This window comes from Rhodococcus sp. NPDC059968 (genome assembly GCF_042738615.1).
Taxonomy (GTDB): domain Bacteria; phylum Actinomycetota; class Actinomycetes; order Mycobacteriales; family Mycobacteriaceae; genus Rhodococcus_F.
On the sequence record NZ_JBHWUE010000022.1, the window covers coordinates 1 to 24513 of the forward strand.

General features: G+C 67.8%; 19 protein-coding genes and 1 tRNA gene. 4 read left to right on the plus strand and 16 right to left on the minus strand.

Annotation, left to right across the window (positions count from 1 at the left end; all coding sequences use genetic code 11):
- Positions 1 to 214 precede the first annotated feature (214 nt).
- Positions 215 to 472 carry a hypothetical protein gene (locus ACFWAY_RS19260; RefSeq protein WP_378511701.1) on the plus strand — a complete coding sequence of 86 codons (258 nt, stop codon included), beginning with the start codon at positions 215 to 217 and terminating at the stop codon, positions 470 to 472.
- 346 nt (positions 473 to 818) lie between these two features.
- On the opposite strand, the gene ACFWAY_RS19265 is transcribed toward ACFWAY_RS19260, so the two are convergent.
- From ACFWAY_RS19265 to ACFWAY_RS19290, 6 genes are all read right to left on the minus strand, one after another.
- Positions 819 to 895, minus strand: a tRNA-Leu gene (locus ACFWAY_RS19265).
- A gap of 50 nt (positions 896 to 945) precedes the next feature.
- Positions 946 to 1890 (minus strand): exopolyphosphatase, encoded by a 945-nt coding sequence (locus ACFWAY_RS19270; protein ID WP_378455370.1) that lies wholly within the window; start codon positions 1888 to 1890, stop codon positions 946 to 948.
- Positions 1887 to 2441 (minus strand): DUF501 domain-containing protein, encoded by a 555-nt coding sequence (locus ACFWAY_RS19275; protein ID WP_378455369.1) that lies wholly within the window; start codon positions 2439 to 2441, stop codon positions 1887 to 1889. The genes ACFWAY_RS19270 and ACFWAY_RS19275 overlap by 4 nt, the downstream gene beginning before the upstream one ends.
- Positions 2438 to 3163, minus strand: a complete 726-nt coding sequence (locus ACFWAY_RS19280; protein ID WP_378511702.1) for a septum formation initiator family protein — start codon at positions 3161 to 3163, stop codon at positions 2438 to 2440. The genes ACFWAY_RS19275 and ACFWAY_RS19280 overlap by 4 nt, the downstream gene beginning before the upstream one ends.
- Positions 3164 to 3196: 33 nt before the next feature.
- Complete coding sequence (gene eno / locus ACFWAY_RS19285; RefSeq protein WP_378511703.1) at positions 3197 to 4483, minus strand: phosphopyruvate hydratase; 1287 nt, start codon at positions 4481 to 4483, stop codon at positions 3197 to 3199.
- Positions 4484 to 4680: 197 nt separating this feature from the next.
- Complete coding sequence (locus ACFWAY_RS19290) at positions 4681 to 5451, minus strand: lytic transglycosylase domain-containing protein (RefSeq protein ID WP_378511704.1); 771 nt, start codon at positions 5449 to 5451, stop codon at positions 4681 to 4683.
- A 243-nt stretch (positions 5452 to 5694) separates the two neighbouring features.
- On the opposite strand from ACFWAY_RS19290, the gene efeU reads away from it, so the two are divergent.
- The 3 genes from efeU to efeB are packed head-to-tail and all read left to right on the plus strand — an operon-like array spanning position 5695 to position 9042.
- Positions 5695 to 6603 (plus strand): iron uptake transporter permease EfeU, encoded by a 909-nt coding sequence (gene efeU, locus ACFWAY_RS19295; protein WP_378455365.1) that lies wholly within the window; start codon positions 5695 to 5697, stop codon positions 6601 to 6603.
- 16 nt (positions 6604 to 6619) lie between these two features.
- On the plus strand, positions 6620 to 7759 hold the full coding sequence (gene efeO / locus ACFWAY_RS19300) for an iron uptake system protein EfeO (RefSeq protein WP_378455364.1): 1140 nt from the start codon (positions 6620 to 6622) through the stop codon (positions 7757 to 7759).
- Between the two features lie 2 nt (positions 7760 to 7761).
- On the plus strand, positions 7762 to 9042 hold the full coding sequence (gene efeB / locus ACFWAY_RS19305; protein ID WP_378455363.1) for an iron uptake transporter deferrochelatase/peroxidase subunit: 1281 nt from the start codon (positions 7762 to 7764) through the stop codon (positions 9040 to 9042).
- Here efeB and ACFWAY_RS19310 read toward each other — a convergent pair.
- From ACFWAY_RS19310 to ACFWAY_RS19355, 10 genes are all read right to left on the minus strand, one after another.
- Positions 9035 to 13015, minus strand: coding sequence for a diguanylate cyclase domain-containing protein (locus tag ACFWAY_RS19310; RefSeq protein ID WP_378511705.1), 3981 nt, complete (start codon positions 13013 to 13015; stop codon positions 9035 to 9037). The genes efeB and ACFWAY_RS19310 overlap by 8 nt on opposite strands.
- Before the next feature lie 362 nt (positions 13016 to 13377).
- Positions 13378 to 14211 carry a glycoside hydrolase family 16 protein gene (locus ACFWAY_RS19315; RefSeq protein WP_378455361.1) on the minus strand — a complete coding sequence of 278 codons (834 nt, stop codon included), beginning with the start codon at positions 14209 to 14211 and terminating at the stop codon, positions 13378 to 13380.
- Positions 14212 to 14267: 56 nt separating this feature from the next.
- On the minus strand, positions 14268 to 16376 hold the full coding sequence (locus ACFWAY_RS19320) for a hypothetical protein (protein ID WP_378511706.1): 2109 nt from the start codon (positions 16374 to 16376) through the stop codon (positions 14268 to 14270).
- Positions 16369 to 17166, minus strand: a complete 798-nt coding sequence (locus tag ACFWAY_RS19325; RefSeq protein WP_378511707.1) for a glycoside hydrolase family 16 protein — start codon at positions 17164 to 17166, stop codon at positions 16369 to 16371. Before ACFWAY_RS19325 ends, ACFWAY_RS19320 begins: the two co-directional genes overlap by 8 nt.
- A 31-nt stretch (positions 17167 to 17197) precedes the next feature.
- Positions 17198 to 17869, minus strand: a complete 672-nt coding sequence (locus tag ACFWAY_RS19330) for a DUF998 domain-containing protein (RefSeq protein WP_378511708.1) — start codon at positions 17867 to 17869, stop codon at positions 17198 to 17200.
- Between the two features lie 2 nt (positions 17870 to 17871).
- A complete protein-coding gene (locus ACFWAY_RS19335) occupies positions 17872 to 19116 on the minus strand; it encodes a hypothetical protein (RefSeq protein WP_378511709.1) in 1245 nt (414 codons plus the stop codon).
- Positions 19103 to 20476 (minus strand): lipopolysaccharide biosynthesis protein, encoded by a 1374-nt coding sequence (locus tag ACFWAY_RS19340; RefSeq protein ID WP_378511710.1) that lies wholly within the window; start codon positions 20474 to 20476, stop codon positions 19103 to 19105. The genes ACFWAY_RS19335 and ACFWAY_RS19340 overlap by 14 nt, the downstream gene beginning before the upstream one ends.
- Positions 20477 to 20478: 2 nt before the next feature.
- Positions 20479 to 22272 carry an alpha/beta fold hydrolase gene (locus tag ACFWAY_RS19345; protein ID WP_378511711.1) on the minus strand — a complete coding sequence of 598 codons (1794 nt, stop codon included), beginning with the start codon at positions 22270 to 22272 and terminating at the stop codon, positions 20479 to 20481.
- Positions 22256 to 23566: a glycosyltransferase family 2 protein gene (locus tag ACFWAY_RS19350; protein WP_378511712.1), complete on the minus strand. Its 1311-nt coding sequence runs from the start codon at positions 23564 to 23566 to the stop codon at positions 22256 to 22258. The genes ACFWAY_RS19345 and ACFWAY_RS19350 overlap by 17 nt, the downstream gene beginning before the upstream one ends.
- Complete coding sequence (locus tag ACFWAY_RS19355; protein ID WP_378511713.1) at positions 23563 to 24513, minus strand: glycosyltransferase family 2 protein; 951 nt, start codon at positions 24511 to 24513, stop codon at positions 23563 to 23565. Before ACFWAY_RS19355 ends, ACFWAY_RS19350 begins: the two co-directional genes overlap by 4 nt.

Here is a 24513-nt window from a genome sequence, read left to right on the forward strand (position 1 = left end):
GGCATACCGCCGCGCCACCGAGTCCGCCACATCCGTCATAGCTCAACGGTAACGCCCGAAACCAGCTAAAGCGACATTATTTTGTCACAGGCCCTTAGAGTCTGAAGACGGCAGTTTCCTATCCCTCAGCGTCGTGGCAGACCCACCTTCCAAAGCCTTACCAGTGGACCGATGGGGTCGTCATTTGTATGGTGTACCTCGGGAGGGGGACCCGATGGACGATTCTGCATTCAAGGTGATGCGCGCTCGGCGGGAGTTCGAGGACTTGGTGCCCGCGCCGTGGAACAGGGAACAGTTCCTGGCGAATCTGAGCGCCAAGCGCGGGCGACCCATACGGCTGACAGCGGTCGACACCTCTGCTCTGGAGCAGGCTCCATGCGGGGTGTGGCTGTCCTACGCCCTATACGACGAAATTGTCTACGACAGCTGCACTTCGCGACTGATGCCGCTGCCTCGTGATCATGTTAATTAACATGATCGTCCGGAGCCAAAGCCGCCTACGAACAAAGCCGGTCAACGCGCCTTGGTAACACTCTGAGGCCGAACTAATCGAAGCTGAAGTCCGCACCAGCGCTCGTCATGCGAGTGTGCGTCACATGAGTGTGCGTCACCGCTGACCGACTTGGCACGCCGGATGATTTGGTTACCTCAAGCGGTGTCCGGATTGCAACATGTGGCACGTTTCAGGCTGCATACGGCCAGGCAGTCCCACCGGGGTTACAAGAGGGCAGTTATTTTGAGTTGTGACATTCTGTGACACCGAAGTGGGTGTTCGAACGCCCCGCCGCAGCCTACACCCACTCTGACCTGCGGTTTAATGGTGCCCCCAGTCGGACTCGAACCGACACTGTGCGGATTTTAAGTCCGCTGCCTCTGCCAATTGGGCTATAGGGGCTACCGGTCGCCGAGGGTGTCGCTCGGCGACCGTGCGCAGATCACCCTAGCTCAGGCGATCGACAATGCGATTCCGTCGAGGATGTCGTGTTCGCTGACGACGAGTTGGTCGATGCCCGCCTTCTTCTCGAATGCGTCGGCCAGCGCCAGGGTCACGATCGCGCCGCCGCCGATGACGTCGACGCGCCCTGGGTGCATCGGGCCGAGCGCGGCCCGCTCGGTGTGGGTCATGGCGATCAGCGAGTTGCAGACCTCCCGCAGCCGGGGCATCGGGATGCGCGACAGATGTACCTGTTCGGCGTCGTATTCGGGCAGTTCTTTGGCGAGCGCGGCGATCGTGGTCATCGTTCCGGCGACACCCACCCAGGTGTGGGCCTGTTCGACGGGGACACGCGCGAACGCCTCGTCCAGACGTTCTTGCGCGAAGGCGCGGGCCTCCTCGACCTGTGCCGGTGTCGGCGGATCGTCGTGGAGGCAGCGCTCCGTGATGCGCACGCATCCGATGTCGGTGGAGAAAGCGGCGTGGACGCCGGATTCGTCGCCCAGCACCACTTCGGTCGAACCGCCGCCGAGGTCCACGACCACAAACGGTCCCTGCGACGGATCGAGTTCCCCGACTGCCCCGTTGAACGACAGCCGTGCTTCCTCGTCGCCGGTGATGACCTCGGCCCCGGCGCCGGGGATGACGGCGCCCAGCACCTCACGGGTCATCGAGAAGAAGTCTTCCCGATTGGACGCGTCGCGGGTGGCGGACGTGGCCACCATGCGGACGGCCGTGGCGCCGGCGTCCGCGATCATTCCGGCGTACTCGCTCAACGCGACTCGGGTGCGTTCGATGGCCTCGGGCGCCAGACGTCCGGTGGCGTCCACGCCCTGTCCCAGCCGGACGACGCGCATCTCGCGACGGACGTCGTGCAGTACGCCGTGCTCGTCGACGTCGGCGACGAGCAGACGGATGGAGTTCGTGCCGCAGTCGACGGCGGCGACGCGGGTCACTGCTCGGGACTTTCGATGTCGTCGATGCCGGGCCAGTCCGCGGGAATCGCGGTGCCCCTCAGCTTTCCGCCTGCCGCGGACGCGGCGAGCGCCACCGATTCGTCGCCCAGCGGGTTGACGCCCGGTCCCTTCGCCAGCGAGTGGGCCATCAGCACGTGCAGGCACTTGACGCGCTCGGGCATTCCGCCGCCGGTGAAGTCCGTTCCCAGGGGCTCGATGGCGTCGCGCTCGGCGAGATACGACTGGTGGGCGCGCAGGTACGCGGCCGCGAGTTCCGGGTCCTGCCCGAGACGCTCGGTCATGTCACGCATCACCCCCGCGGACTCCTGCCGGCTGGCCTCCGCGGTCAGTCGCGGATCGGTCAGGTAGTACAGCGTCGGGAACGGTGTTCCGTCCGGAAGTTTGGGCGCGGTCTTCACGACGCCGGGCTTGCCGTCGGGACTGCGGTACGCGATCTCGAGCACTCCACGCGGTTCGCGGCCCAACTGGGCGGCGACGGCGTCGAGGTCTTCCTGCGGCACGGGGCTGGACGGGTCGGACGAAGTGGTCACCCGGTGGGTTCTCCTGGTTCTGGCGGTACGGGCGGCGGCACCACGGGGGGCGCCGGAGCCGGTGCCGGCTGCACCTCGGGCGCGGCCGGCGGTTCTGAAATGGTCTTCCACAGGTCGGAGTACCAGGGGCCTGCCATCTCGGCGTCCTTCTCCTCCGGCTTCTCCGGTTCCTTGTAGTCGCCGGGCAGCTGCACCTGGAACGGGGTGTCGCCGGGCTTCACCCACCGGAGCCGGCCGCGTGCCTGCGCCTCGATGTAGGCAGGGTCGGAGTAGCGCTCCTCGAATATCCGCAGTTCCTGCAGATCCTTCTCGAGCTGAACCTGCTCCGCCGCAATACGATCCGCTTCACCACGCTGGGTGAGGTAGTTGCGCAGCGGAACTGCGAGGGTGAGCGCGAGAAGCAGCACGACCATCACGAGGACGAGCGCCTGGCCCGTCGACAGCCCGAGGATCGTGTGGTCGGAGCGTGTAATCCGGGCGGCCCCGGTCGCGCCCACCCGTCTCGGGCGGGCGCGACCAGGGAGCACCTTGCCGGTGTCGGCGCCGTCGACGGCGTCCGGCTTGCCGTCGGCCTGGCCCGGCGTCGTCGACTTGGTGGTGCGGGGGCGCCGCGCTCCGCCGGGAGTGCCGTCCGCCCGGTTTCCGCGGGCCCGTTCACCACGCCCGGAGCCCCGGCCGCCCGGACTTGCTCCGGACGACCGCAGCCTGCCGCGCTGTGCCACCTACCCCAACACCCCTTACTCGACTGTCGAACGTCAGCCTTCGAACGCGAACCGCGGGAACGCGACCTCGCCGGCGTAGCGCGCGGCGTCGCCCAGGTTCTCCTCGATGCGCAGCAGCTGGTTGTACTTGGCGACGCGCTCGCTGCGTGCGGGGGCACCGGTCTTGATCTGACCGCTGCCGACGGCGACCGCGAGGTCGGCGATGGTGGTGTCCTCGGTCTCACCGGACCGGTGGCTCATCATCGTCTTGTAGCCGTTGCGGTGCGCGAGGTCGACGGCGTCGAGGGTCTCGGTCAGCGTGCCGATCTGGTTGACCTTCACCAGCAGCGCGTTCGCGGCGCCCTTGACGATGCCCTCTTCCAGACGCTCCGGGTTGGTGACGAACAGGTCGTCGCCGACGAGCTGGACCTTGTTGCCGATCTGATCGGTCAGGGCGACCCAGCCGTCCCAGTCGTCCTCGTCCAGCGGATCCTCGATGGACACGATCGGGTAGGCATCGACCAGCTCGGCGTAGAACGCCGACATCTCGGCCGCGGTCCGGTTGCTGCCCTCGAACTTGTAGCCGGTGCCGTCGGTGTAGAACTCGGTGGCCGCGACGTCGAGTGCGAGCGCCACGTCGGTGCCCAGGACCAGGCCAGTCTTGCCGATCGCGACGCTGATCAGATCCAGTGCCTCCTTGGAGCCCGCGACGTCGGGGGCGAAGCCGCCCTCGTCACCGAGACCGGTGGCCAGGCCCTTCTCCTTCAGCACCGACTTGAGGGCGTGGTAGACCTCGGCGCCCCAGCGCAGCGACTCCTTGAACGTGGCGGCACCGATCGGGGCGACCATGAATTCCTGGACGTCGACACCGGTGTCGGCGTGCGCACCTCCGTTGAGGATGTTCATCATCGGGACGGGAAGGACGTGGGCGTTGGGGCCGCCGACGTAACGGAAGAGTTCCAGACCGGACGACTCGGCGGCCGCGCGGGCCACTGCCAGCGACGCACCCAGGAGCGCGTTGGCGCCCAGACGCGACTTGTCCGGAGTGCCGTCGGCGTCCAGCAGGGCCTGGTCGACGGTCCGCTGCTCGGTGGCGTCGATCCCGATGATGGCCGGGGCGATCTCGCTCAGGACGGCCTCGACGGCCTTCTCGACACCCTTGCCGCCGTACCGGTCACCGCCGTCACGCAGTTCGACGGCCTCGTGCTCACCGGTGGATGCACCCGACGGAACCGCGGCGCGGGCGAAACTTCCGTCGTCGAGCAGCACCTCGACCTCCACCGTGGGGTTACCACGGGAATCGAGGATCTCACGGGCTCCGACCTGCTCAATGATGGCCACTTGCTGATTCTCCTTATATGGGCTTCACAACTGTGCACCGACCGGTCCGATCGTGCCAGGGACACCAGATCGTGCCAGCACACAGCGTAACGGCACACCGAAACCGGCGCGGGATGGCGCGCCCCGCGGACGGCGAGCCGCCCGAACGACACCTACCGATGTGGCGTCGATCACGTCACGAGGGGGTGGCGGAAGGATCACGGGCGAACCCCGACCGAATAGGCGGACGCCCGGTCGCGTACCAGCGTGAGGTACTCGCCCGACAGGTTGTAGGCCATCAGCGCCGACTGCCAGCCCTCCGCAGCGGTGAGGTCGCCGCCGCGCTCACACAGGTAGCGGGCGGCGGTCAACGCCGCGTCGTCGATGTTGTCGGCGTCGGCCACCCCGTCACCGTTCGCGTCGACCCCCCACCGCTTCCACGTCTCGGGAATGAACTGGAGGGGACCCATGGCGCGGTCGTGCACCGGGTCGCCGTCCATCGCCCCGCGGTCGGTGTCCGGGATCTCGGCGACACCCGGTCCCCCGTCGAGGGGGATGCCCCGGATCTCGGGCGTCACCTGACCGGTAGGCCCGACCGTCGAACCGGCGTGGGTGCCGTGCCGGCTCTCCACGCTCGCGATTCCGGCGAGGGTGGTCCACCCGATCCCGCATTGCGGCCTCGTCTCGGCCATCACCGTCGCCGCGTAGCCGTACGCCTCGAGCGCAGTGCTTCCGACGCCGATCGCGTCGGCCAGCCCGGCGGACCATTCGTGCAGCTGATCCGCCGAACGTCCCGGCGCGTTGATGTCGATCGGCGGGGTGGCCGCCCCCGGCCCGGGTGGGATGCCCTCCGGTATCGCGATCCTCGGTTGCTGCTCCCGCGAGCAGGCGCCGTAGGCGAGAACCACGACAACCGTCGCCGCGAGAAGAGCGAACAGCGGTCCGGGCCATCGGGAACGACGTTTCGGCCGCGCGGGATATCGGTTCACGTCTCCATCATCCACACGAAATTCGTCGATCCCGGCCACGCGAGACGGCCCCCACACCGCGCGGGGTCACGGCGAGGCAACACACCAAAGGTAAAGGGTTGTAAAAGTGCTGGTGAGGGCTTCTTCGGACAAGGAGGCGCGGTGTATGTTTTCCTCAGGCTAAGGTTCGCCTTGCCTATCGCAAGGTTGCCTACCCAACCTTGCAGACCACTCGGCTCGACCTCGCCTCGCCCAGGAGTGTGCATGTCCGTCCTCGCCGCAGGGACCGCGCCGTCGATCGCCACACAGCTGTTCGGCAGTGGATTGATCGGTCTCCGCGAGGGACTCGAGGCGGGCATAGTCGTGATGATCCTCGCCGCGTTCCTCGTGAAAGCGCAGCGCAAGGACGCCCTCAAATGGGTGTGGCTCGGCGTCGGCATCGCCGTGGTGATGGTGGCGGCCATCTTTCTCGTCATCCACTACGGAACGTCCACCGTCACCGGACTGACCGCGGAGATCATCGCCGGCGTCGCGTCCCTCGTCGCGGTCGCGATCGTCACCGTCATGGTGCTGTGGATGCGGAAAGCCGCGCGAACCATCTCCCACGACCTCAAGGCCGGCATGGAGAAAGCGCTGGTCGCCGGTCCCGTCGCGGTACTCACCCTCGCCTTCTTCGCCGTCGGCCGGGAAGGCGTCGAGACCGCGCTCCTGATGGTCGGGTACGCCGAGAACACGGCGGGCAGCGCCTGGCCGCTCGTCGGGCTCCTGCTCGGCATCGTCGCCGCCGCGGTCCTCACGGTCCTGCTGTACTTCGGTGCCGTCCGGCTCGACTTCGCAAAATTCTTCAAGTACACCGGCGTCTTCCTGATCATCGTCGCCGCCGGAATCCTCGGGTACGGCATCCATGCCCTGCAGATCGGCGGCGTCCTGCCCGGCGGCTCGGCACTCGCCTTCGACATCTCCGGCGGCTACGACGCCTCCAGCTGGTACGGCACCGTCCTGGCCGGCATCTTCAACTTCCGGCCCGACCCGACCGTCCTCCAGGCCGTCGCCTGGGTCGTATACGTCGTAGTGGTCCTGTTCCTGTTCCTCCGGCCGGTCTCCGCACCCACACCCGCCCCCGCGGCACCCGAGCGCACCGCCTCTCCCACCCCCGACGAGACCGTTTCATGAAAGGCAACTTCCGCCCATGAAGACCACGCGCCGCACTACCTTCGCCCTCGCCTCGGTCGCCGTACTGCCGCTGGCGCTCGCCGGCTGCACCGAGAAGTCGACCGCGAGCACGGACGACATCACCGTCACCGCGAGCGACGACACGTGTGACGTCAGCACCGACTCCGGGACCACCGGCAACAGCACGTTCCAGGTCACCAACAACGGCACCAAGGTCACCGAGTTCTACGTGTTCGCCGAGGGCGACCGGGCGATGGGTGAGGTCGAGAACATCGGTCCCGGCCTCACCCGCCAGCTCATCGTGTCGTTGCCCGACGCGGGCACCTATCAACTCGCGTGCAAGCCCGGCATGGTCGGCAACGGCATCCGCCAGGACTTCACCGTCACCGGCGACTCGATGAGCGCATCCGACGAGAGCGGACAGCTCGCCGAGGCCGCCGACGGCTACCGCCGCTACATCCGCAGTCAGGTCGTCGCCCTGCAGGACACCACGCAGCAGTTCGTCGACGCCGTCAAGTCGGGCAACATCGATCAGGCCAAGGCACTCTTCCCCGTCTCCCGCACCTACTACGAGCGCATCGAGCCCGAGGCGGAGAGCTTCGGCGAGCTCGACCCCAAGCTCGACCTGCGGGAGGCCGACCTCGAACCCGGGCAGGAATGGACGGGCTTCCACAGGCTCGAGAAGGATCTGTGGGTCACCGGTCCCCAGCCCGACACCAACGCAATCGCCGACCAACTCGTCGTCGACGTCCAGTACCTCGCCGACCAGGTGAACGCCGAGGACTACACGATCGACCCCACCAAGATCGCCGGCGACGCGCAGGGGCTGCTCGACGAGATCTCGACGTCGAAGATCACCGGTGAGGAAGACATCTTCTCGCACACCGACCTGTGGGACTTCCAGGCCAACGTCGACGGCTCGCAGGCCGCGGTCGCCGCACTGCAACCGATCATCGAAGAACGCAATCCCGAACTGGCCGCGAACATCACCCAGCGATTCGCGGACCTCGATGCCGAACTCGCCCAGTACCGTCAGGGTGACGGGTTCGTCTTCTATGACACTGTCAACGAACAACAGCGCCAGGAACTGTCGCGCAAGATCGACGCCCTCTCGGCCGAGGTCAGCCAGGTTCAGGGCGTAGTAGCAGGCGCATGATCATGACTGATCCAACCGGTACGACCGACACGACCACCTCGGCGGACGAGCGCAAGGGTATGTCCCGACGACGTCTGTTCGGCGCCGTCGGGGCGGGTGCCGCCCTCGCCGGCGCCGGTGCAGTGGTCGGGCGCGCCACCGCAGCCGAACCGCCGTTCTCGCACGCCGACGTCGTCGCCTTCCGGGGTGAACACCAGGCAGGCATCGTGACGCCGGCGCAGGACCGGATGCACTTCGTGGCGTTCGACGTCACCACGAAGTCCCGTGAGGAACTCGAAGCGCTCCTGAAGAAGTGGACTGAGATGGCCGCGCGGATGACGGCCGGCGAGGAGGCCACCCCGGACGGCGCCATCGGCGACGGCGCCTACGTTCCGCCCAGCGACACCGGTGAGGCGCTCGGCCTGCCCGCGTCCCAGCTGACGCTCACCATCGGGTTCGGGCCCTCACTGTTCGACGACCGGTTCGGCTTCGCGTCCAAGAAGCCCGCCGCGCTCGAAGAGCTTCCGCACTTCCGGGCGGACAACCTGGACCCGGCGCGCAGCGGCGGCGACATCGCGATCCAGGCGTGCGCCAACGACCCGCAGGTGGCCGTGCACGCCATCCGCAACCTGGCGCGCGTCGCGTTCGGGACAGCCTCGGTCCGCTGGTCACAGCTGGGGTTCGGCCGCACCTCGTCGACGTCGACCACTCAGGACACGCCGCGAAACCTGTTCGGGTTCAAGGACGGAACGAACAACATCAAGGCCGAGGAACCCGGTGTCCTCGACCAGCACGTGTGGGTGGCGTCCGGCGACGACCAGGCGTGGATGGGCGGCGGCGCGTACCTCGTGGCGCGGCGGATCCGCATGCTCATCGAACAGTGGGACCGCACCGTGCTCGGCGAGCAGGAACGAGTGATCGGCCGGTCCAAAGGCACCGGCGCTCCCCTGAGCGGCAAGGCGGAGTTCGACGAACTCGACTTCGATTCCAAGAAGGGTCACGACCCGGTGATCGACGTCGACGCGCACGTGCGGCTCGCGTCCGCTCAGGAACTCGGCGGCATCCAGATCCTGCGTCGCGGATACAACTTCACGGACGGCTCCGACGGTTTCGGCCACCTCGACGCCGGACTCTTCTTCATCGCCTACTGCCGCAACCCGCAGGAACAGTTCGTGCCGATGCAGCTCAACCTGTCCAGGACCGACGCGATGAACGAGTATATCCAGCACGTCGGTTCCGCCCTCTTCGCCTGCCCACCCGGCCTCGCCGAGGGGCAGTACTGGGGTCAGGGCCTGTTCACGTAGCGGTAGGTCCGCCGATCGACCGAAGGTCGAGTTGTTCGGCGGGTAGCGGGCGGCCGTGGTAATGCCCTTGGGTGACGTCGCAGCCGTATCGACGCAGGGCCCGTAAGGTGTCCTCGTCTTCGACGCCTTCGGCGACCAGCGACGCACCGAGACTGTGCGCGAGCTCCACTGTCGAGCGCACAATCGCGACCGATCGAGGATCGCTGGCAAGGCGCGCGACGAAGACACGGTCGATCTTGAGCTCATCGACAGCCAGGTCCTGCAGGTAGGCCAGGGAAGACCACCCGGTGCCGTAGTCGTCGATCGACAATCCGATTCCCAGCGCCTGCAGCGCCTCGACCACCGTCCTCGCATGCACGTAGTCGGTCATCAGAACGCTTTCGGTGATCTCCAGGATGAGTGCGTCGGCGGGTAGTCGAAAGTCCTTCAGGAGTCGGTCGATCTCGGCAACCAGGTCTGCGTCGAGCAGATTCGTGACCGACAGGTTCACCGCGACGGTCAGCGATATCCCGCGATCGAGCCAGCTGCGCGCCTGACCCAAAGCAACCTGCAGCACTCTCGTCGTCAGTGGGCGCATCAGTCCCGACTGTTCGGCACGAGGAAGGAACTGATCCGGCAGGAGTAAGCCGTGACGGGGGTGCTCCCATCGAACGAGCGCCTCGACGCTGTGCACCTGCTCGTCGCACGCACTGACCTTGGGTTGGTAGTAGCACGTGAGCTCGTCGCCGGCGATCGCCGTGCGCAACTCCTCGATGGACTGCCTCTCGTCGATGCTGCGTTGGTGCTCGGCGGCGTCGTACACCGCGAGCGCGCGGCGGTCGGACTTGGCGCGATACATCGCTACTCCGGCGCGCTGCAGCAAGTCCTGGGGGTTGGTGCAATGTTGTGGGCAGAGGGCGATCCCGATGCTCGCCTCGACGTGCACGGTGATCTCATCGAGGTGGAACGGCTCGCGCAACGCTTCGAGGAGACGACCAGCCAGTGCACAGGCGGTCGTGATGTCGATCTCTGCCGGGAGCAGAACAGCGAACGCGTCGCCGCCGAGTCGGGCGGGCAGATCCCCCGGCCGCACCGACCGGGACAGCCGGTCCGCGACCTGGCACAGCAATTGATCGCCCACGTACCGTCCGAAGGAGTCGTTGATCTCCTTGAAGCGGTCCAGATCCATCAGCAGCATGCCCGGACCCGGACGGTGGGTGTGTCCGATCGGCTGTGCCACCTGGTCGAAGTATGCGGCCGTCAACGCGGCCATTATCGCCCGCCGGTTTGCCAGGTTCGTGAGGTCATCGGTCCTCGCCTGGCGGTGGCTGTCGGCCAGGACGACGACTTCCCGGAACGTCACCGCGAATCGGGCCGCGACCGCGACCAGGCTGAGCGCGGCCAGAACCACCGCGAGCCGCGGTAGCCGCGCATCGTGGTCGAGCACCAGGAGGCCCACCGCCGCCGCGGTGCACACCAGTGGTGGGACCCAGATCGCCAGTCCGGGCAGCTGACCGGACCGCCGTCGACCGGGGGCCCGCCAACTGGCCACGGCCACCAGCAACACCGCGGCGTGCGGGAGCGCATCGATCCACGTGCCTTCGACATAGCCGTCAGCACTTCGGAACAGGTAGATCGTGTCGGCCACCGCAAAAAGCATGAACCCCGCAACCAGCAACACCCACCGCTGCTCGGCACGCCAACCCAGCACCGCGAGCGCCCCGACGGCGAGCGCCAGGAGCAGCACGTCTCCCACCGGGTACGCCAACCCGACGATCACCGCTGCGGGCGATCCGCTCGCCACCGACTCGATCGGACCGAATGCGAGGGCCGCTGCCAGCGCCGCCAGCGTCAACCCGGCGGTGAGGGCGTCCAACCAGATCTCGGCCGGTAGTCGCCGCGCTCGCGCGCGCAGGAGCAACACCAGCCCGATGTAGACGAGTGGGTAGAGCGCCAATTTCAGCGGATCGGCCACCGATGGGGACTGCCCCTCAGGCACCCACGACATCGCCACGACATCGCCCACACACCAGCTTGTCAGCCCCAGCGCGATCAGCCACCACGCCCGGCGCTCGGCCGGCACACACCATGCGCGAGCGGCGACCACGAGGGCGGCCGACAGCGCCAGTCCGTCGTAGAGCGCCTCGAGCAGCACGATCCAGCCCGCCTGATCACCTACCGCGATCGAGATCCCGTACAGGACCGCACCGATCAGCAGAACCCCGGGCACCGCCATCACACCGCACCGTGACCGACCGGGTGGCGACACCCAGCCGGCCCGAAACGGCCGTGTTCGGCTGTGGGCCGACGTCAATCCAGTCGGGTCGCCCCACCCCGAGAGAGCCTGGTCTGTTACGGGTCCCACGGCTCGCGGCATGGTCTCGACCACCCCGGGACCGGTGTCGATGGTGCGGGGAGTGGGGCGGTCGACGTAGGGCCGCCGGTCGATCTCGTCGAAGCCGGCCGGATTCGGCATGAAACTGCGAAGGCAGCCGCCGCCGCAGCGTTTGGCCGCGTACATTGCCAAATCTGCCTGTTTGAGCAGGCTCTCGGTCGTGGCGTCGGGGACCTCGGATGTGGCGATGGTCAGCCCGATGCTGGGACGGATGGAGAGCGCGACACCGTCGATGACGAACGGCGGGATGAATGCCTCCAGCACCCGATCTGCGGCCGACAAGGCGTCCTCGACGCTCCCTTCGACCAGTGCCGCGAACTCGTCACCTCCGAGCCTGGCCACGGTGTCGGTGCTCCGCACGCACCCGGTGAGCCGTTCGGCGACGCGGATCAACAGTTCGTCCCCGGCGGGATGGCCGAGGCTGTCGTTGACTGTCTTGAAATCGTCGAGGTCCACACACAGCACCACGATCGGTGTCAGTTCCCGCCGCTGGCGCTGCACTGCCTGGTCGAGCCGGTCGAGAAACAGCGCACGGTTCGCCAGTCCGGTCAGCCGGTCGCGAAAGGCCTGCCGGGCCACGGTCAGCAACAGCCGCCGGTTCTCGGCCAATACGATGAACTGTCGTGCCAGCAAGGCGAATACCAGGACCATGATCGCAACGGGAATCGGGCCCGAGCCCAGGCTGGGCAGCTCCCGCTGCAGGCCGACGGCGACGGCCAGCAACAACGGAATGTACGGCAACCACAACCGTGCCCGGGACGGAATCTGCACCGGAACCGGTTCGGGTGACGGTTCGCGGGTGCTCGACCGGGCCGCCAGCCCAATCGCGACGAAGGCGGTCACCCAGCCCAGGTCGGTCACACCGCCGTTGTGATAGGTGCCGAGCGCGGTCAGGTAGGAGACGGCGCTGGCAGACAACGCCATCAGGATGATCCCGATGCACAGCAGGCCCAGGGTCAGGCGTTGCCCGGCCCGCGCCCGGGTCAGCACCACAATCGCCATCGTCGCAATCATCAGGTCCGCGACAGGATATGCGAGGGACAACACGAGGGCGAGCGGGGTGTCGCTCCCCGCGCGGTACACGCTGCCGAGAACGCTCACCCACGACACCACGAACAGTGAACCGGCCACGATGATTCCGTCCAGAATCAGCCGGGTACGGGACTGTCCGCGGTCACCGGCTGGGAACAGCAACAGCGCCGCGCACGCGCCGACCGGAAACAGCAGGTACGCCGCAGCCGCCGAGGAGGGGAACGGTATCTGATCACTTTTTTGGCGCACCACGTAGTAGCACCAGATGGCTTGGCCGACCGACCAGGCGGCCAGCCCACCCGCCAGCGCCAGCCAGCTGTTGCGCCCCATCCCCCGCCCCACCCAGGCAGCCCAGGCGGCGCACCCGGTGGCGAGCACGGCGAACACCAGCAAGCCCACGTCGGCGATCACGATCGTCGTAAACGCTTCACCCCATCCCCACCACAGACCCAGCACGAACAGCAGCGCCGGGACGATGAATACGACCGCGATCGCCCACAGACCGCCTCTCCACACGACCTCGGCACTCGACGAGGTCCCCACCCGCTCGGCTGTCCGATGTCCCATCGTCACCACCCGAACTGCCGCCGGCCATCACTACATAGTTGGATTCAAAGTTTCCAGAGATCCATCTTTGCACGACGTGCATACTGAAATATAGTCCATAAACAGACCTAAGGTATGTTTATGCGTCTCCGTAAGGCACGCGCAAACTAGGTGCGCGGATCCTGGTGCGCGGCTACCGGCCCACGAGTTTCCGGATCCACCGGGAGAACGGTCGCCGGAAACGCGGGCACTCACACAGTGCGCAGGACGTACCCGCGCGGTAATGCTCGTGGGCGGAGAAGGGGTGGCCGCAGCGGCACTCGGAGTTCGATACGGCCATGAAACCGATTCTATTCACACCGGAAACGTCGGCGTCCGGGGCGTCACTGGGAGAATCTCACCCAGTCGACCAGCATGGTGGCCGGGAAGCGTGTCGACGGGGTGACCGGGCCGGGCCAGTTTCCGCCGACAGCCACGTCGAGCAGCAGATACGCCGGCGCGTCGAACACCCAGCGTTCCTCCGGTCTCAGGTCCGCCGTGGTGACCGTGCCGACGATGTTCCCGTCGATGCCCACCGAGATGCGGCCGGGAGCCTTGATCAGCGCGTAGTCGTGGAACCCTGCGCTGAGATTCGCGCCGATCGAGCCGTCCGTCGAGCGTTCCCAGTGCCCACCGTTCACGGTCGGCCCGTGCACACCCGCGTGGTACCGGGAACCGTCCCCGATCACCTCTAGGATGTCGACCTCGCCGCAGGCCGGCCACCCCACACTGTTGATGTTGCTGCCGAGCGTCCAGAACGCCGGATGGATCCCGGGACCGGACGGCACCTGGATCCGCGCCTCCACCACGCCGTACGTGAAGTCGAACTTTCCGCGCGTCACGAGACGAGCGGAGGTGAAACCGGCACCGTTTCTGCGTGCCTCGACGACGAGACGCCCGTTGCCGTCGAGTCGCGAGTTCTGCCGGGAATCGGTGTACACCTGCTTCTCGTTGTTACCCCAACCGCCGCCCCCGAGGTCGTAGCCCCAGAACAGTGGATTGGGCGCCGCACCTGTGGGTCCGTCGAATTCGTCGCTGCCGATCATCGTGTATCCGGGGTAAGCGGTCCGGACGCTTCCGGGTGCGGCGACGGCCACGGCCGGGGTGAGGGACAGTGCGCACAGCGCCATCGAGCACGTCAACGCAATCTCGAACATCGTCGAGCGCATCCGCTGCATGAGCAGATGCTAGGCGTCGCCGGCCCCCGGTCGTGACCGAACGCGTGATGCGGCCGCTACCTGCGCGGCCCCGTGTATCGGAAAATGGTGTTGTTCTCGTCCTGCGAGTACACCGACCAGTCGGGGCTGGACCTCATCTGGTCCTCGAAATTCTCGACGGACCCGTCCGCAAGATAGCCGTAATAGCGGATGGCCGCGGTGCCCTGCGTGTTGAAGGCGAGATACGTGTCCCCGTCGCGTTCCGCCGCATCGGCGGTGAGCATCTCGATCTGGCCGCCGTGCGGGAAGCCCTCCAGCAGGTCCGGGGGAAACGCCAGCAAGGGTTGATCGAAATCCTTGTCGACCACGGCGAACTTGATGTAGTCGGCGCTCACCCGCGTCGGGAGACCGGCGGGATACAGCGACATGATCGTCGTCGGCGCGGTCTCGCTCGCGAGGATGTCCTGCGCGAACGTCACCTGGGACTGATACCCGACGACCAGCGACCACAGCCCGAAATAGCCTTGCAGGCCCGCGAACGTGACGTACGCCAACCCGCCGGCGAGCCCGACCGGGACGACTCGGCGGAGCAATCCGGATCGGAACCGGACCGTGAGCGCGTCCACGAGGATCGGGGCGATCAGAATCGCACAGCCGGGCACGGCGTAGAGATAAACCCGGAAGATCGCCTCACCGCCGTAGCTCTGACCGGCCAGCAACGCGAACGAGCTGAACGCCATGACGGTCGCGACCCAGGCGGGGCGCTTCGTGCGCCAGAGCAGGATCGCGCAGATCACCGCGAGCAGGATGATGCCCGCGGACAGGGAACGGCACACCGTGGACGTGAAGATCTTCCCGAACGTACCGACGGCGGTCACGTTGCTGGTGGCGTTGTCGACCGGGTTGAAACCGGACAGCAGCCCGTACGGTGCCACGATGTCCAGCCGGGGAACGAGATAGGCGACAAGGATCGCGAAGTAGGGAATGGGGAGCCACCACGGACGGATCTTCCGCGTCACCGCCAGGGCCACCGTCACGCCGAACAACCAGTACGGGGTCAGCTGATGGGTGGGCACCAGAGCGGCGAAGACGAGGATCGACAGGTACGCCGCAGAGCGGTGTTCCGTCGACACCACGAGCAGTGCCACCACACCCAGCGCCATGACGAGGGCGATGGCCTGCGGCGAGAAGTAGTCCTGCCCCACCCAGTTGGCGAGTTCCGCCACCATCGCGGCCGTCAGCGCGACCCGCATGCCGAACCCGAGGAGCCGGGCGATAGTGGCGATCACGACCGCGAGCAGTACGTGGATCACCGGCGCGAACCAGTGGGCGATCGACATCATGTCCGCGGACGTGATGTCGCCGAACCACGCGAATGCGGTGAAGAAGCCCGGCCACTCGCCGTAGATGTCGACGCCTTTGGGCGGCAGTGTCTGGAACTGCTGGATGTAGTCGACCACGCCGAGGTGTTTGTACGTCCACCCGTAGATGGGGACGTCGGTGATGAGCGTGGGGGTGAGGCGTTCGACCGCGATCACGCCGAGCACGGCGGCCGCCGCGGTTCCGATCCGGTTCTCGCGCAGCGCCCAGACGAACGCGCCGAGCATCATCAGCGCGCACACCACCACGCCCGGCCCACTGCCGACGAACAGCAGACCGAACTGGGAGTACGCAGTCGAGCCGAGCCCGAAGAGGACCACCACCCACACGGCGAGGGCCACGGCAACGAGGATCAGAGGCCGGTTGCGGAGGGCAGTATGCCACCACTGCGACAGACGGAACGACACCTGGCGCACGGTCATCGCGCGAACCGGCTCGGCTCCGGTGTCGTGCCACCGATGCCGCAGCGCGGACGCGACGACGGCCACGACCATCACCAGCAGCAGACCCGTCGCGGGCCATCGGTAGAACCAGGCCAGGACGGTGGTGGCCGCAGTCACCACGGACAGCCCGAGGACGGGGACCGCCGCGACGGCTGCGGCGACCGGTAGCCGCAACCACGTCACGACCCCGAGACCCGGTCCGATCAACACGAACACCGTCAGCAGCACCGCACTCACCGACGACGGAAGCGGCGCCAGGGACGCCAGCCCCGCGACCGCCGAGGCCAACGCGGCGACGTCGTAGTACCGGGCCAGCTCCGGAGCCCTCGAGTCGAGGCGCTCCGCAGCGAGGAGATCACTCATCGGTCACCCTCACCCAGTCGACGAGCATCGCGGCAGGGAACGTCGTGTCGGCGCCGACGTCGCCCGGCCACCCTCCCCCGACGGCGACATTCAGCAACAGGGAGAACGGTTTGTCGAACACCCACTCCTGCCCCGAGGCCAGGTCGGCACGCGAGAACTCGCCCGTCACCGCGTCGTCGATGCCGAACGTGATCCGGTCCGGCGACCGCTCCACCCAGTAGTCGTGGAAGTCGTCCGACATGGTGCCGCTGCCTTCGGCTTTCAGCTCCCAGGGTGTGCCGTCGGCGGACGGGCCGTGCAGCCCGCTGTGGAAGAACGACGCGTCGTTGATCGTCTCGATCACGTCGATCTCCCCCGACTGCGGCCAGCCCACCCGGTTGACGTCCGTGCCCATCAACCAGAACGCCGGATGCAAGCCCTGCCCACCCGGCAGCTTGATGCGTGCCTCGGCCCGGCCGTACTGGAACGCGAAGCGGTCCAGGGTGATCAGCCGGGCAGACGTGTATCCCGATCCGTCGCTGCGCGCTTCGATCACGAGGTTGCCGTCGCCGTCGAGCCGGGAGTTGACGGGATCGTCGGTGTAGACCTGGGCCTCGTCGTTACCCCAGCCTCCTCCCCCGACTGCGTGCCCCCAGTAGCGGGGGTCCGGCGAGGTTCCGGCGGGCCCGACGAAATCGTCGAACATGAGCACCGACTCGCCCTTCCTCGATGCCTGAGCGACATCACTCGACGCGTACCACCCGGTGGCGCCGATGCAGACGAGCGCGAGGAACACCGTTGCCGCGGACACGGCGCGGGTCCTGCGTGGACGGTTCAGCGGCCTATGCACCGGCACTGTCTCCGACCCGGACGACAGCCGAACGTCGAACCGACTGCAGCTGCGTCATGAGGTGGACGCACACGACGAACCCGAGGGTCGCCGAGTACGCCGCGACACGTTCGATACCACCGACGCCGAGACCGAGGTCCCAGGAGTAGGTGAAGCAGAAGTACCCCACCAATCCGAGTACCCCCAGTGCGAGGGCGACGTACGTTGCCGGTCCGGATAGCTGAGGCCAGACGGTGAGTGCCGTCGTCAGTGTGAAGAGACTGCCGAAGATGAGGAACAGCGTGGCGCCGAGCGAATGCACTTCCCAGTGTGTGTTCGACGGCGCGAGACCGACCACTATTCCGCCGATCCCGGCCACCGCCAGGAAGACGACAGGGGCCGGCGGCAGCACCCGATCGATGCGGTACCAGAGGACGGCGGCAACCATGTAGGCGAGTCCGGTCACCACGAACGCCGCGTCCATCAGCAGTGACGTCTTGCTGCACGGCGCGTTTCCGTCCGCGCCGCAGAACGGGACACCGAGGTCGCTGATGAAGTTGGCGGAGTAGCTGTAGTGACCGCGCCACGTGCCGGCGACGAGGAATTCGACGACGAAGAACTGCAGTACGGCAACGGTGAGGTACAGCGGAGTCCGCTTCGAAGTCTCGAGGACGTGTGAGGGCATGGTCAGAAGATCCTTCGAGACAGTAGAGACAGTGGGTCGCACAGCGCGTCCGCGAGCGCGGTGCGGACGAGTTCGGGGTCGAAGACGTTGTCGTGCAGGGACGCCGACACGTCCAGGTCGGGACCACGACGCACCAGGTTGAAGACGATCGATGCAGGGTCGGCCGGTTCGCTCAGCGCGGTGACGAGACGCCGGCCGGGCTCGTCGGTCCAGTCGAGATCGGCCAGCAGTGCGGCCTCTCCCATGTCGGAGTACACGAGCCTCGCCCGGGGGTTCGCCGCGACGTGAGTGGCCCTTGCGTGCGCAACACCGGCACGCTCGCGCCTGCGGAACTTGGCGGTGCTGAGCGCGAGCGAGGCGAGCGGCCGGCCCGACTCCGTGGCCTGCGCGATCGCCGCACTCATCTCGGCGGCATCACCCGGGTCCGACAGTGAGAACCGCACCAGGGCAGCGAAGTTGCCGTTCACCGTGGCGGCCTCCGGGAGGTATCGGCGGCAGTCGAAGAGGACGTCGACCTTGTCGTCGATCGCCAGGCCACGACTGCGCATTGCCCGCGCGACGGCCGCGAACAGCAACGAGGACACCGACGCGCCGGGCATTTCCCGATCTCGCCAGCGACGCAGTTCTGCGGTGGTCCCGGACGCTGTGGACGCGATGACCGTGGTGGGCGCGCCGTGCCACGGCACCACCACCGCGGCCGATCCGGAACCCTGTGCGGCAGCGGGCAGGGATTCGAGGAGCCGCGCGACACGTGTGGGGGACGACGTGAAGGTCCGGGTCAGGGCGCGTGCGAGCGGCAGCGCGCTGTCACGTGTCCGCGCCCATTCCGGAACCGGCGTCCCGGTGCGTCCACCGGCGACGGCACGGACGAGAGACAGTGCGAGCCTGCCGTCGCCGAGTCCGTGCGAGATGTCGAGCAGGAGGAAATCGCCCGCGACCGCGACGTTCAGTGGGTGCGCGGACGCACCCGAACGTGCCAGCCGGGTCAGCAATTGCGGCACCTCCTCCCGGGTACAGTGTCCGAGTTCTCGTACCTGTCCGAGGAAGTCCTGCGGTCGGTGCTCCCACCGGTGTGACCCGGTGGTCGGGACGACGCCGATCGGGGTGTGCCGCCCGCCCGCGTGCGCGAGCAGCGTCAGCGTGTCCCGGATCTCGCCGATGCTCGGAAGTCGGACGGGACCGATCGCGGTGATCATCCGGCTCCCGCTGCGCATCAGGTCGCGGGAACTCGCTCTATGCGTCGACATCGGACACCTGCCACATCGGTTTCTGGTTCACGCTCTTCTTCGCCAGCCACCGCTCCCACTTGGAGCGGTTCTGGAGTCGGCGGAGCCAGGAGATGAGTGGTCCTGCGAGGATCACGGCGGTGAGCGCCTCCGCGGCGAGATACGCCCAGCCCACACCCGCGACCCCGATCGATGCGCTGAGTACCAGGCTGCCGACGATGATGACCACCGTGGCCAGGCACTGGGTGACGACGGCGAGGGTCAGCCGGCGGTACACCCGCGCGAGACCGTCGTAGACGGCGCCGATGACGGTGAGGGGCACGAACACCGCGGCGAGATGGAGCAGAGGCGTTCCTTCCGCACGGTATTCGTCGCCGATGAATCCGAGCGCGGGCGGCGCGACGAAGGCCAGGCCGAGCCCGCCCACCACCGCGACCACGGCAATGGTGCGGACGAACCGGCGGGACAGGCTGACGATCTTGTCCGGGTGCGCAGCGGCCTCGGCCACGAACGGGCCCACCATGAGGTTCACCATGATGTAGAGGGCGCTGACGATCGACCAGGTCACTGCGAAGTAGGCGTTCGCCGCGGTGCCGACCCGGGTGACGACGATCAGCGGGACGACGAGCGGGGCGATGGCCCCCAGCGCCGAAATGCCGTACGAGGAACCGAAGTACACTCCGAGTTCCTTGTTGGAGGGCAGCGCGGGTGACTGCCGGTATCGAGGGTCGGACCGGATGCGCAGACCCATCGACGTCAACACGACCACAACGGCGATCGCTGCGGTGGCCCCCCAGGACGCGACGATGGCGAGCGCCGACCCCGACGCCGCGAGCACCACGACCGCGAGCAGTTTGGCCAGCGCGTGGAAGACGTTCTTCGACGCCGCCCAGCGGGCCACGCCCAGCCCGGAGACGGTCTGGTCCTGTAGGGCGAAGAGGGCGAGGACGACGACGAACACCGGATAGATCGCGATTTCCAGGTTGTTCTCGAACAGAGTGTCCCGTGGACCGAGGACGATGAGCCCGACGGCCGACACGAAGGCCAGCGTGGCCACGGCGGCGAAACCCTTGACCAGCAACGGTCCCGCGCGGTGGCCCGCCACGGGCAGGAAGCGCTCGAACATCGAGCCGAGGCTGAGATTCGACAGCGTCGACAGCATGATCGCCGTCGAGATGAGAGCGGACGCCACGCCCACCTGATCGGCGGGGAACAATCGCGCCGACGCGCCCCAGAAGGCGAGGCCGAGTCCACCGGTGACGACGCTCGACAGCATCAGTGCCATCGAGTTGAGCTGCAGATTCCGCCCCGCGGAGCGCGGTGGCTGCTCGGCACGGCGCTTCGCGCGTAGTTGCGACTGCGTCGCTGTCGGGGATCCCATGACTACCCGACCAACTCCGGCCGGGAAGCGTCACGGGCGTCGTCGACGCGGTCCACGGTCAGTTCACCGAGCGCGGTGGCGAGGACGTCCCGCAGGACCCTGTCCCGCAGGGCGGTGCTGTACAGCGAGTGATCGCCGGACGGATACGTCACCAGGCGTCCGTTCCATCCGGCGCGCCGGAGCCGGCGAAGGCTGCGCTCTCCGTGGTTCTCGACGAACGCGGCGTAGTCGATCGGTGAGAGGAGGACGGTGGTGTGCACGCCACGGTCGTTCAGCGGAGCGAGCATGACCTCCGGCACCTGCAGCAACCCGGCCCGGCCCAGCCATAACCAGCAGCGGTACGGCATCCACACTCGCAGGTACTTTTTGGCCGTCGCCGCGTGCCGGTGGAGCAGCGCGAGCGCTGCACCCTTCAGGGAACCCCGGTCGGCGTTCATCGTCGACTGCTTCACGAACGCTTTGCGAGTAATGGTCCAGTCCGCCATGTTGACCAGGACCACCGCCCGGACGGGACGCCGGAGGGCGGCGTAACTCGAATTCCACGCCCCCGAACACATCCCTGCGAGCACAACCGATTCGGGCTGCGCACCGCTGACGGAGAGGATGTCGACGGAGTCGTCCCGGGATTCGTCCGTGTAGATGGTGGTGCATTCGCCGTGCTGCACCATGCCGGTGTCGCCGGTGCCGCGACGGTCGAAGCGAATGCTGACGATCCCGTGGGCCGCGAGTTCGCGTGCCGTCTCGGTCCACAGCCGGACCGGTCCGACGCGGTGCTCGTTGGCGGTGCCGTGGAGAATCACCGTCGGTGCCGCAGGGTTGTTCGCCGCACCCCGCTCGGCCGCGACGGACGTGCGGATCGTGAAGAGTTCGGACACTCCCGCGAAGCCCAGAGTCTCGGTGATCTGCCTGCCGTCGAGGGTCCCATCCACGACGGCGGTGGTGCGGAGATCGAGTGCGGCACCGGTGTGGTGGTCGCCGAAGGACGCGGACATCCAGTCGGCGATCCGGTCGATGTCGCCGAACGGGAGCCGGACCACGAAGTCTGCCGGCTCGAGGAACGATTCGTAGTCGTGAACTGTGAAGTTCTCGGCGTTCCAGGCCGCGACGGCCTCACGCATCCCGACGGAATCGACCTCGCTCTCCCGCAACGCCATCAGGACCTTCGCGCCCGGCGGCGGGGTGGCCGCTCGCAGACTCATCACCGACAGGGCCGTAGCCGCGGCCGGTGCGAGCACTGCACCGATGAGGGTGACCCGCGGATCGTCCGCGTCCTCGGGGCCGACCACCATCTGGTGGAGCGCGGTCTGCTTGCGCAGGTAGGCGCGGCCGCGCACCACCGGATCCCACAAGGTCACGGCCCGCACCGGACCGCACGTCGCGGCGACCTGCGCGGCGAGCAGGGCGCCGACCCGGAGGCCGACCAGCCCGATGTCCGTGATGCCGCAGCTGCGCACGTAGTCGACAGCCGTCCGGATGCTGTCGAGCCATCCGGCGACCGCGTCGGAATCGTCCTGGGCGCCCGGCGAGTCACCGGTGCCTCGGTAGTCGAACCGCAACACCAGGAGCCCCCGAGCCCGCAATTGCTGGGCGAGGTACACCATTCCGCGATACGAGTCGACCTGTTCCTTCCCGATCGGCGGGCAGAGAACGACGGCACCGCGGCAGCGGCCGTCGGCAGGAAGGTCGACGACACCGAACAGCGGCGCATTCTCCGGTCCGAACCAGGTGGCGAACCGGGTGCCGTCGGCGCGGCCGCCCCGGGAGGCGGAGCCGGCAAGATCAGGATGGGCCGTCATAGGTCATCCCTCTCATCGGTGCCGGATCCCGGCCCTCCACTCGGGCCTTCAGATAGGCGAACGGGCCACGCGCGATGGACCGCAGCTCGGTGGCCCCGATGCCCACGGGGAGTTCGCCGGCGAGGCCGTCCGGTGGGGTCGCGACGTGGGACATCTTGCGCGACAGATGGAGAAACGTCGGCGCCTGCCGCACCGCGATCCGTAGGGCGAGCCAGGCGGTGCGCGGGTCGAGGGCGATCTTGGCGAGCCAGGCTCCGAGCCCCAGACCATAGCCGCGGGCCTGGACGGCGAGTGCCTCGTTGTCCGCCCGGTGCCGATGCCACACGACCGCCGCGGGCCGGTAGGCCAGCTGCCGCCCGGAGTGCAGCACCCGGAAGAACATGTCGAGGTCTTCGCCGCCGTCGGTGGGGGCGCCCGCCCCGAGTGCCTCGTCGAAACCGCCGAGCTCGAACACTGCCCGCCGGTCGACGGCGAAATTCGCTCCGGTTCCGTAGACACCTACCTGGAACGGGAAGAGCGGCACGTCGGCGGGCGGGTGCGCGAGGTCGAACAACCGTGGGACACAGGAACTCGCCCAGCCCACCCGCTGATCGAAGTACGCCTGCGCGGGTGTGCGGATCTCACCGCTCGGGACGATTCCGCACACGCACGCCACCGCATTCCCGGCGCAAAAGCCGGCGACGAGTTCGGTGAGCCAGTGCCGGTCGACGACGACGTCGTCGTCGGTGAAGGCGACGATCTCCGTGTTCGCCGCGCGGACGCCCGCATTGCGCGCCCTCGACAGGCCCGGTCGGGGCTCGGTCACGACGCGCACCCGGGGGTCACCGAGTTCGGCGACGTACCGCTGCGTGGCATCCGTGCGGGATGCGTTGTCGACCACGATCACCTCGTAGTCGGGATGGTCGAGCGACAGGATCGATTCCAGGGCGACCTTCAGGCTGTCGACCCGGTCCCGGGTGCACACCACCACCGTGACGGAGGGTCGGGATTCGGTAGCGGCCACGGCGCTGTCCCGCACCACCTCCGGCGCGAGTTCGGCCAGTGCGCGGCGCAGTTCGCCGGGTTCGAGGCTGCCGTCCTCGACGTCCACCTCGACGAACCCCAGCAGGGCGCGGTCTTCCCGCACGAGCAACCGGGCACGCCGATAGCCCTCGGCCCGGTCCAGCCGGTACTCGGTGTCCTCCCGCACGGGACCGCGCAGTTCGCCGACCCAGACGGCCCCGTCCCACGTCGGTGCCTCGTCACTCACGAGAGCGGGCACCAGGTCGATCCTGCGGTCCACGGTTCCGGTCATGCCGTCACCCGCTTCGATCGCAGCCCGGCGAGACCTCGGGCGTAGCCGGCGGTGGTCACGAGAAGTCCGGCGACCACGGCACCGGCGCGGGCCAGCCCCCCGTTCCGGGGGGACGCGATCCCGACCACGACGGCGCGCGGGAGAACGCGCGCCGTGTACGCGCGTTCGCTGCTGAGCGCGTCGCCTGCGCCGACGAGATCGGAGACCAACGCCTTCGACATGCCCTCGTGGAAGCACCGCGAGAGGAAGTATCGGAAGGTGGTGCGGTCGTCGCTGACTCGGTGCGCCACCTTCATCGCGGGGTCGAACAGCAGCCGCGCAGTGGGCTGGTGGGCGCGGATCCGGATGCAGAGTTCGGTCTCCTCGCATCCGACCGGTGTCTTCCCGACCCGGCCGATCCCGTCGCTGAACCCGTCGACGGCGTCGAACACCGTACGCCGCAGAGACATGTTGCAGCCGATGAAGTTCCGCACCGGCTCGATACGTGTCGGTTGGCCGACGTAGCTGCAGCCGACCACCCAGTCGAACTCGGCGGGCATCCACACCGGGCGGGCCGAGGGCCACACGGGCCTGGCGAATCCCCCCACACCGAGCACGTCGGGATCGGAGTAGTGGGCGGCGGACACGCGGTACCAGTCGGGTTCGGCGCGCGCATCGTCGTCGAGGAACGCGATCATGTCGCCGCGCGCCGCGTGCACGCCCGTGTTGCGGGCTCCGGACAGCCCCTTCGACCCGGAGTTACGCAGCACGGTCACCCGGGTCTCCCCGGCGAAGTGCCGTTCGGCACGCGCGAACAGCTCCTCGGAGTGGTCGATCACCACCAGGACCTCGAGCACGGGCACGTTCTGGGTGAGCACCGAGTCGACTGCGGCACACAGGTCGGTCAACCGTTCGGTGGTGTAGGCGCAGATCACGACGGAGCAGGACACGAGGGTGGACACCGTCAT

Bases quoted from the DNA above. Each gene is read 5' to 3' on its own strand.
- ACFWAY_RS19315 (WP_378455361.1), bottom strand. From the start codon at position 14,211: ATGCAGCGGATGCGCTCGACGATGTTCGAGATTGCGTTGACGTGCTCG.
- ACFWAY_RS19345 (WP_378511711.1), bottom strand. From the start codon at position 22,272: ATGACGGCCCATCCTGATCTTGCCGGCTCCGCCTCCCGGGGCGGCCGC.
- ACFWAY_RS19335 (WP_378511709.1), bottom strand. From the start codon at position 19,116: ATGTCGACGCATAGAGCGAGTTCCCGCGACCTGATGCGCAGCGGGAGC.
- ACFWAY_RS19260 (WP_378511701.1), top strand. From the start codon at position 215: ATGGACGATTCTGCATTCAAGGTGATGCGCGCTCGGCGGGAGTTCGAG.
- ACFWAY_RS19310 (WP_378511705.1), bottom strand. From the start codon at position 13,015: ATGGGACATCGGACAGCCGAGCGGGTGGGGACCTCGTCGAGTGCCGAG.
- efeU (WP_378455365.1), top strand. From the start codon at position 5,695: ATGTCCGTCCTCGCCGCAGGGACCGCGCCGTCGATCGCCACACAGCTG.
- ACFWAY_RS19340 (WP_378511710.1), bottom strand. From the start codon at position 20,476: ATGGGATCCCCGACAGCGACGCAGTCGCAACTACGCGCGAAGCGCCGT.
- efeO (WP_378455364.1), top strand. From the start codon at position 6,620: ATGAAGACCACGCGCCGCACTACCTTCGCCCTCGCCTCGGTCGCCGTA.
- ACFWAY_RS19350 (WP_378511712.1), bottom strand. From the start codon at position 23,566: ATGACCGGAACCGTGGACCGCAGGATCGACCTGGTGCCCGCTCTCGTG.
- ACFWAY_RS19330 (WP_378511708.1), bottom strand. From the start codon at position 17,869: ATGCCCTCACACGTCCTCGAGACTTCGAAGCGGACTCCGCTGTACCTC.
- efeB (WP_378455363.1), top strand. From the start codon at position 7,762: ATGACTGATCCAACCGGTACGACCGACACGACCACCTCGGCGGACGAG.
- ACFWAY_RS19355 (WP_378511713.1), bottom strand. From the start codon at position 24,513: ATGACGGTGTCCACCCTCGTGTCCTGCTCCGTCGTGATCTGCGCCTAC.
- ACFWAY_RS19320 (WP_378511706.1), bottom strand. From the start codon at position 16,376: ATGAGTGATCTCCTCGCTGCGGAGCGCCTCGACTCGAGGGCTCCGGAG.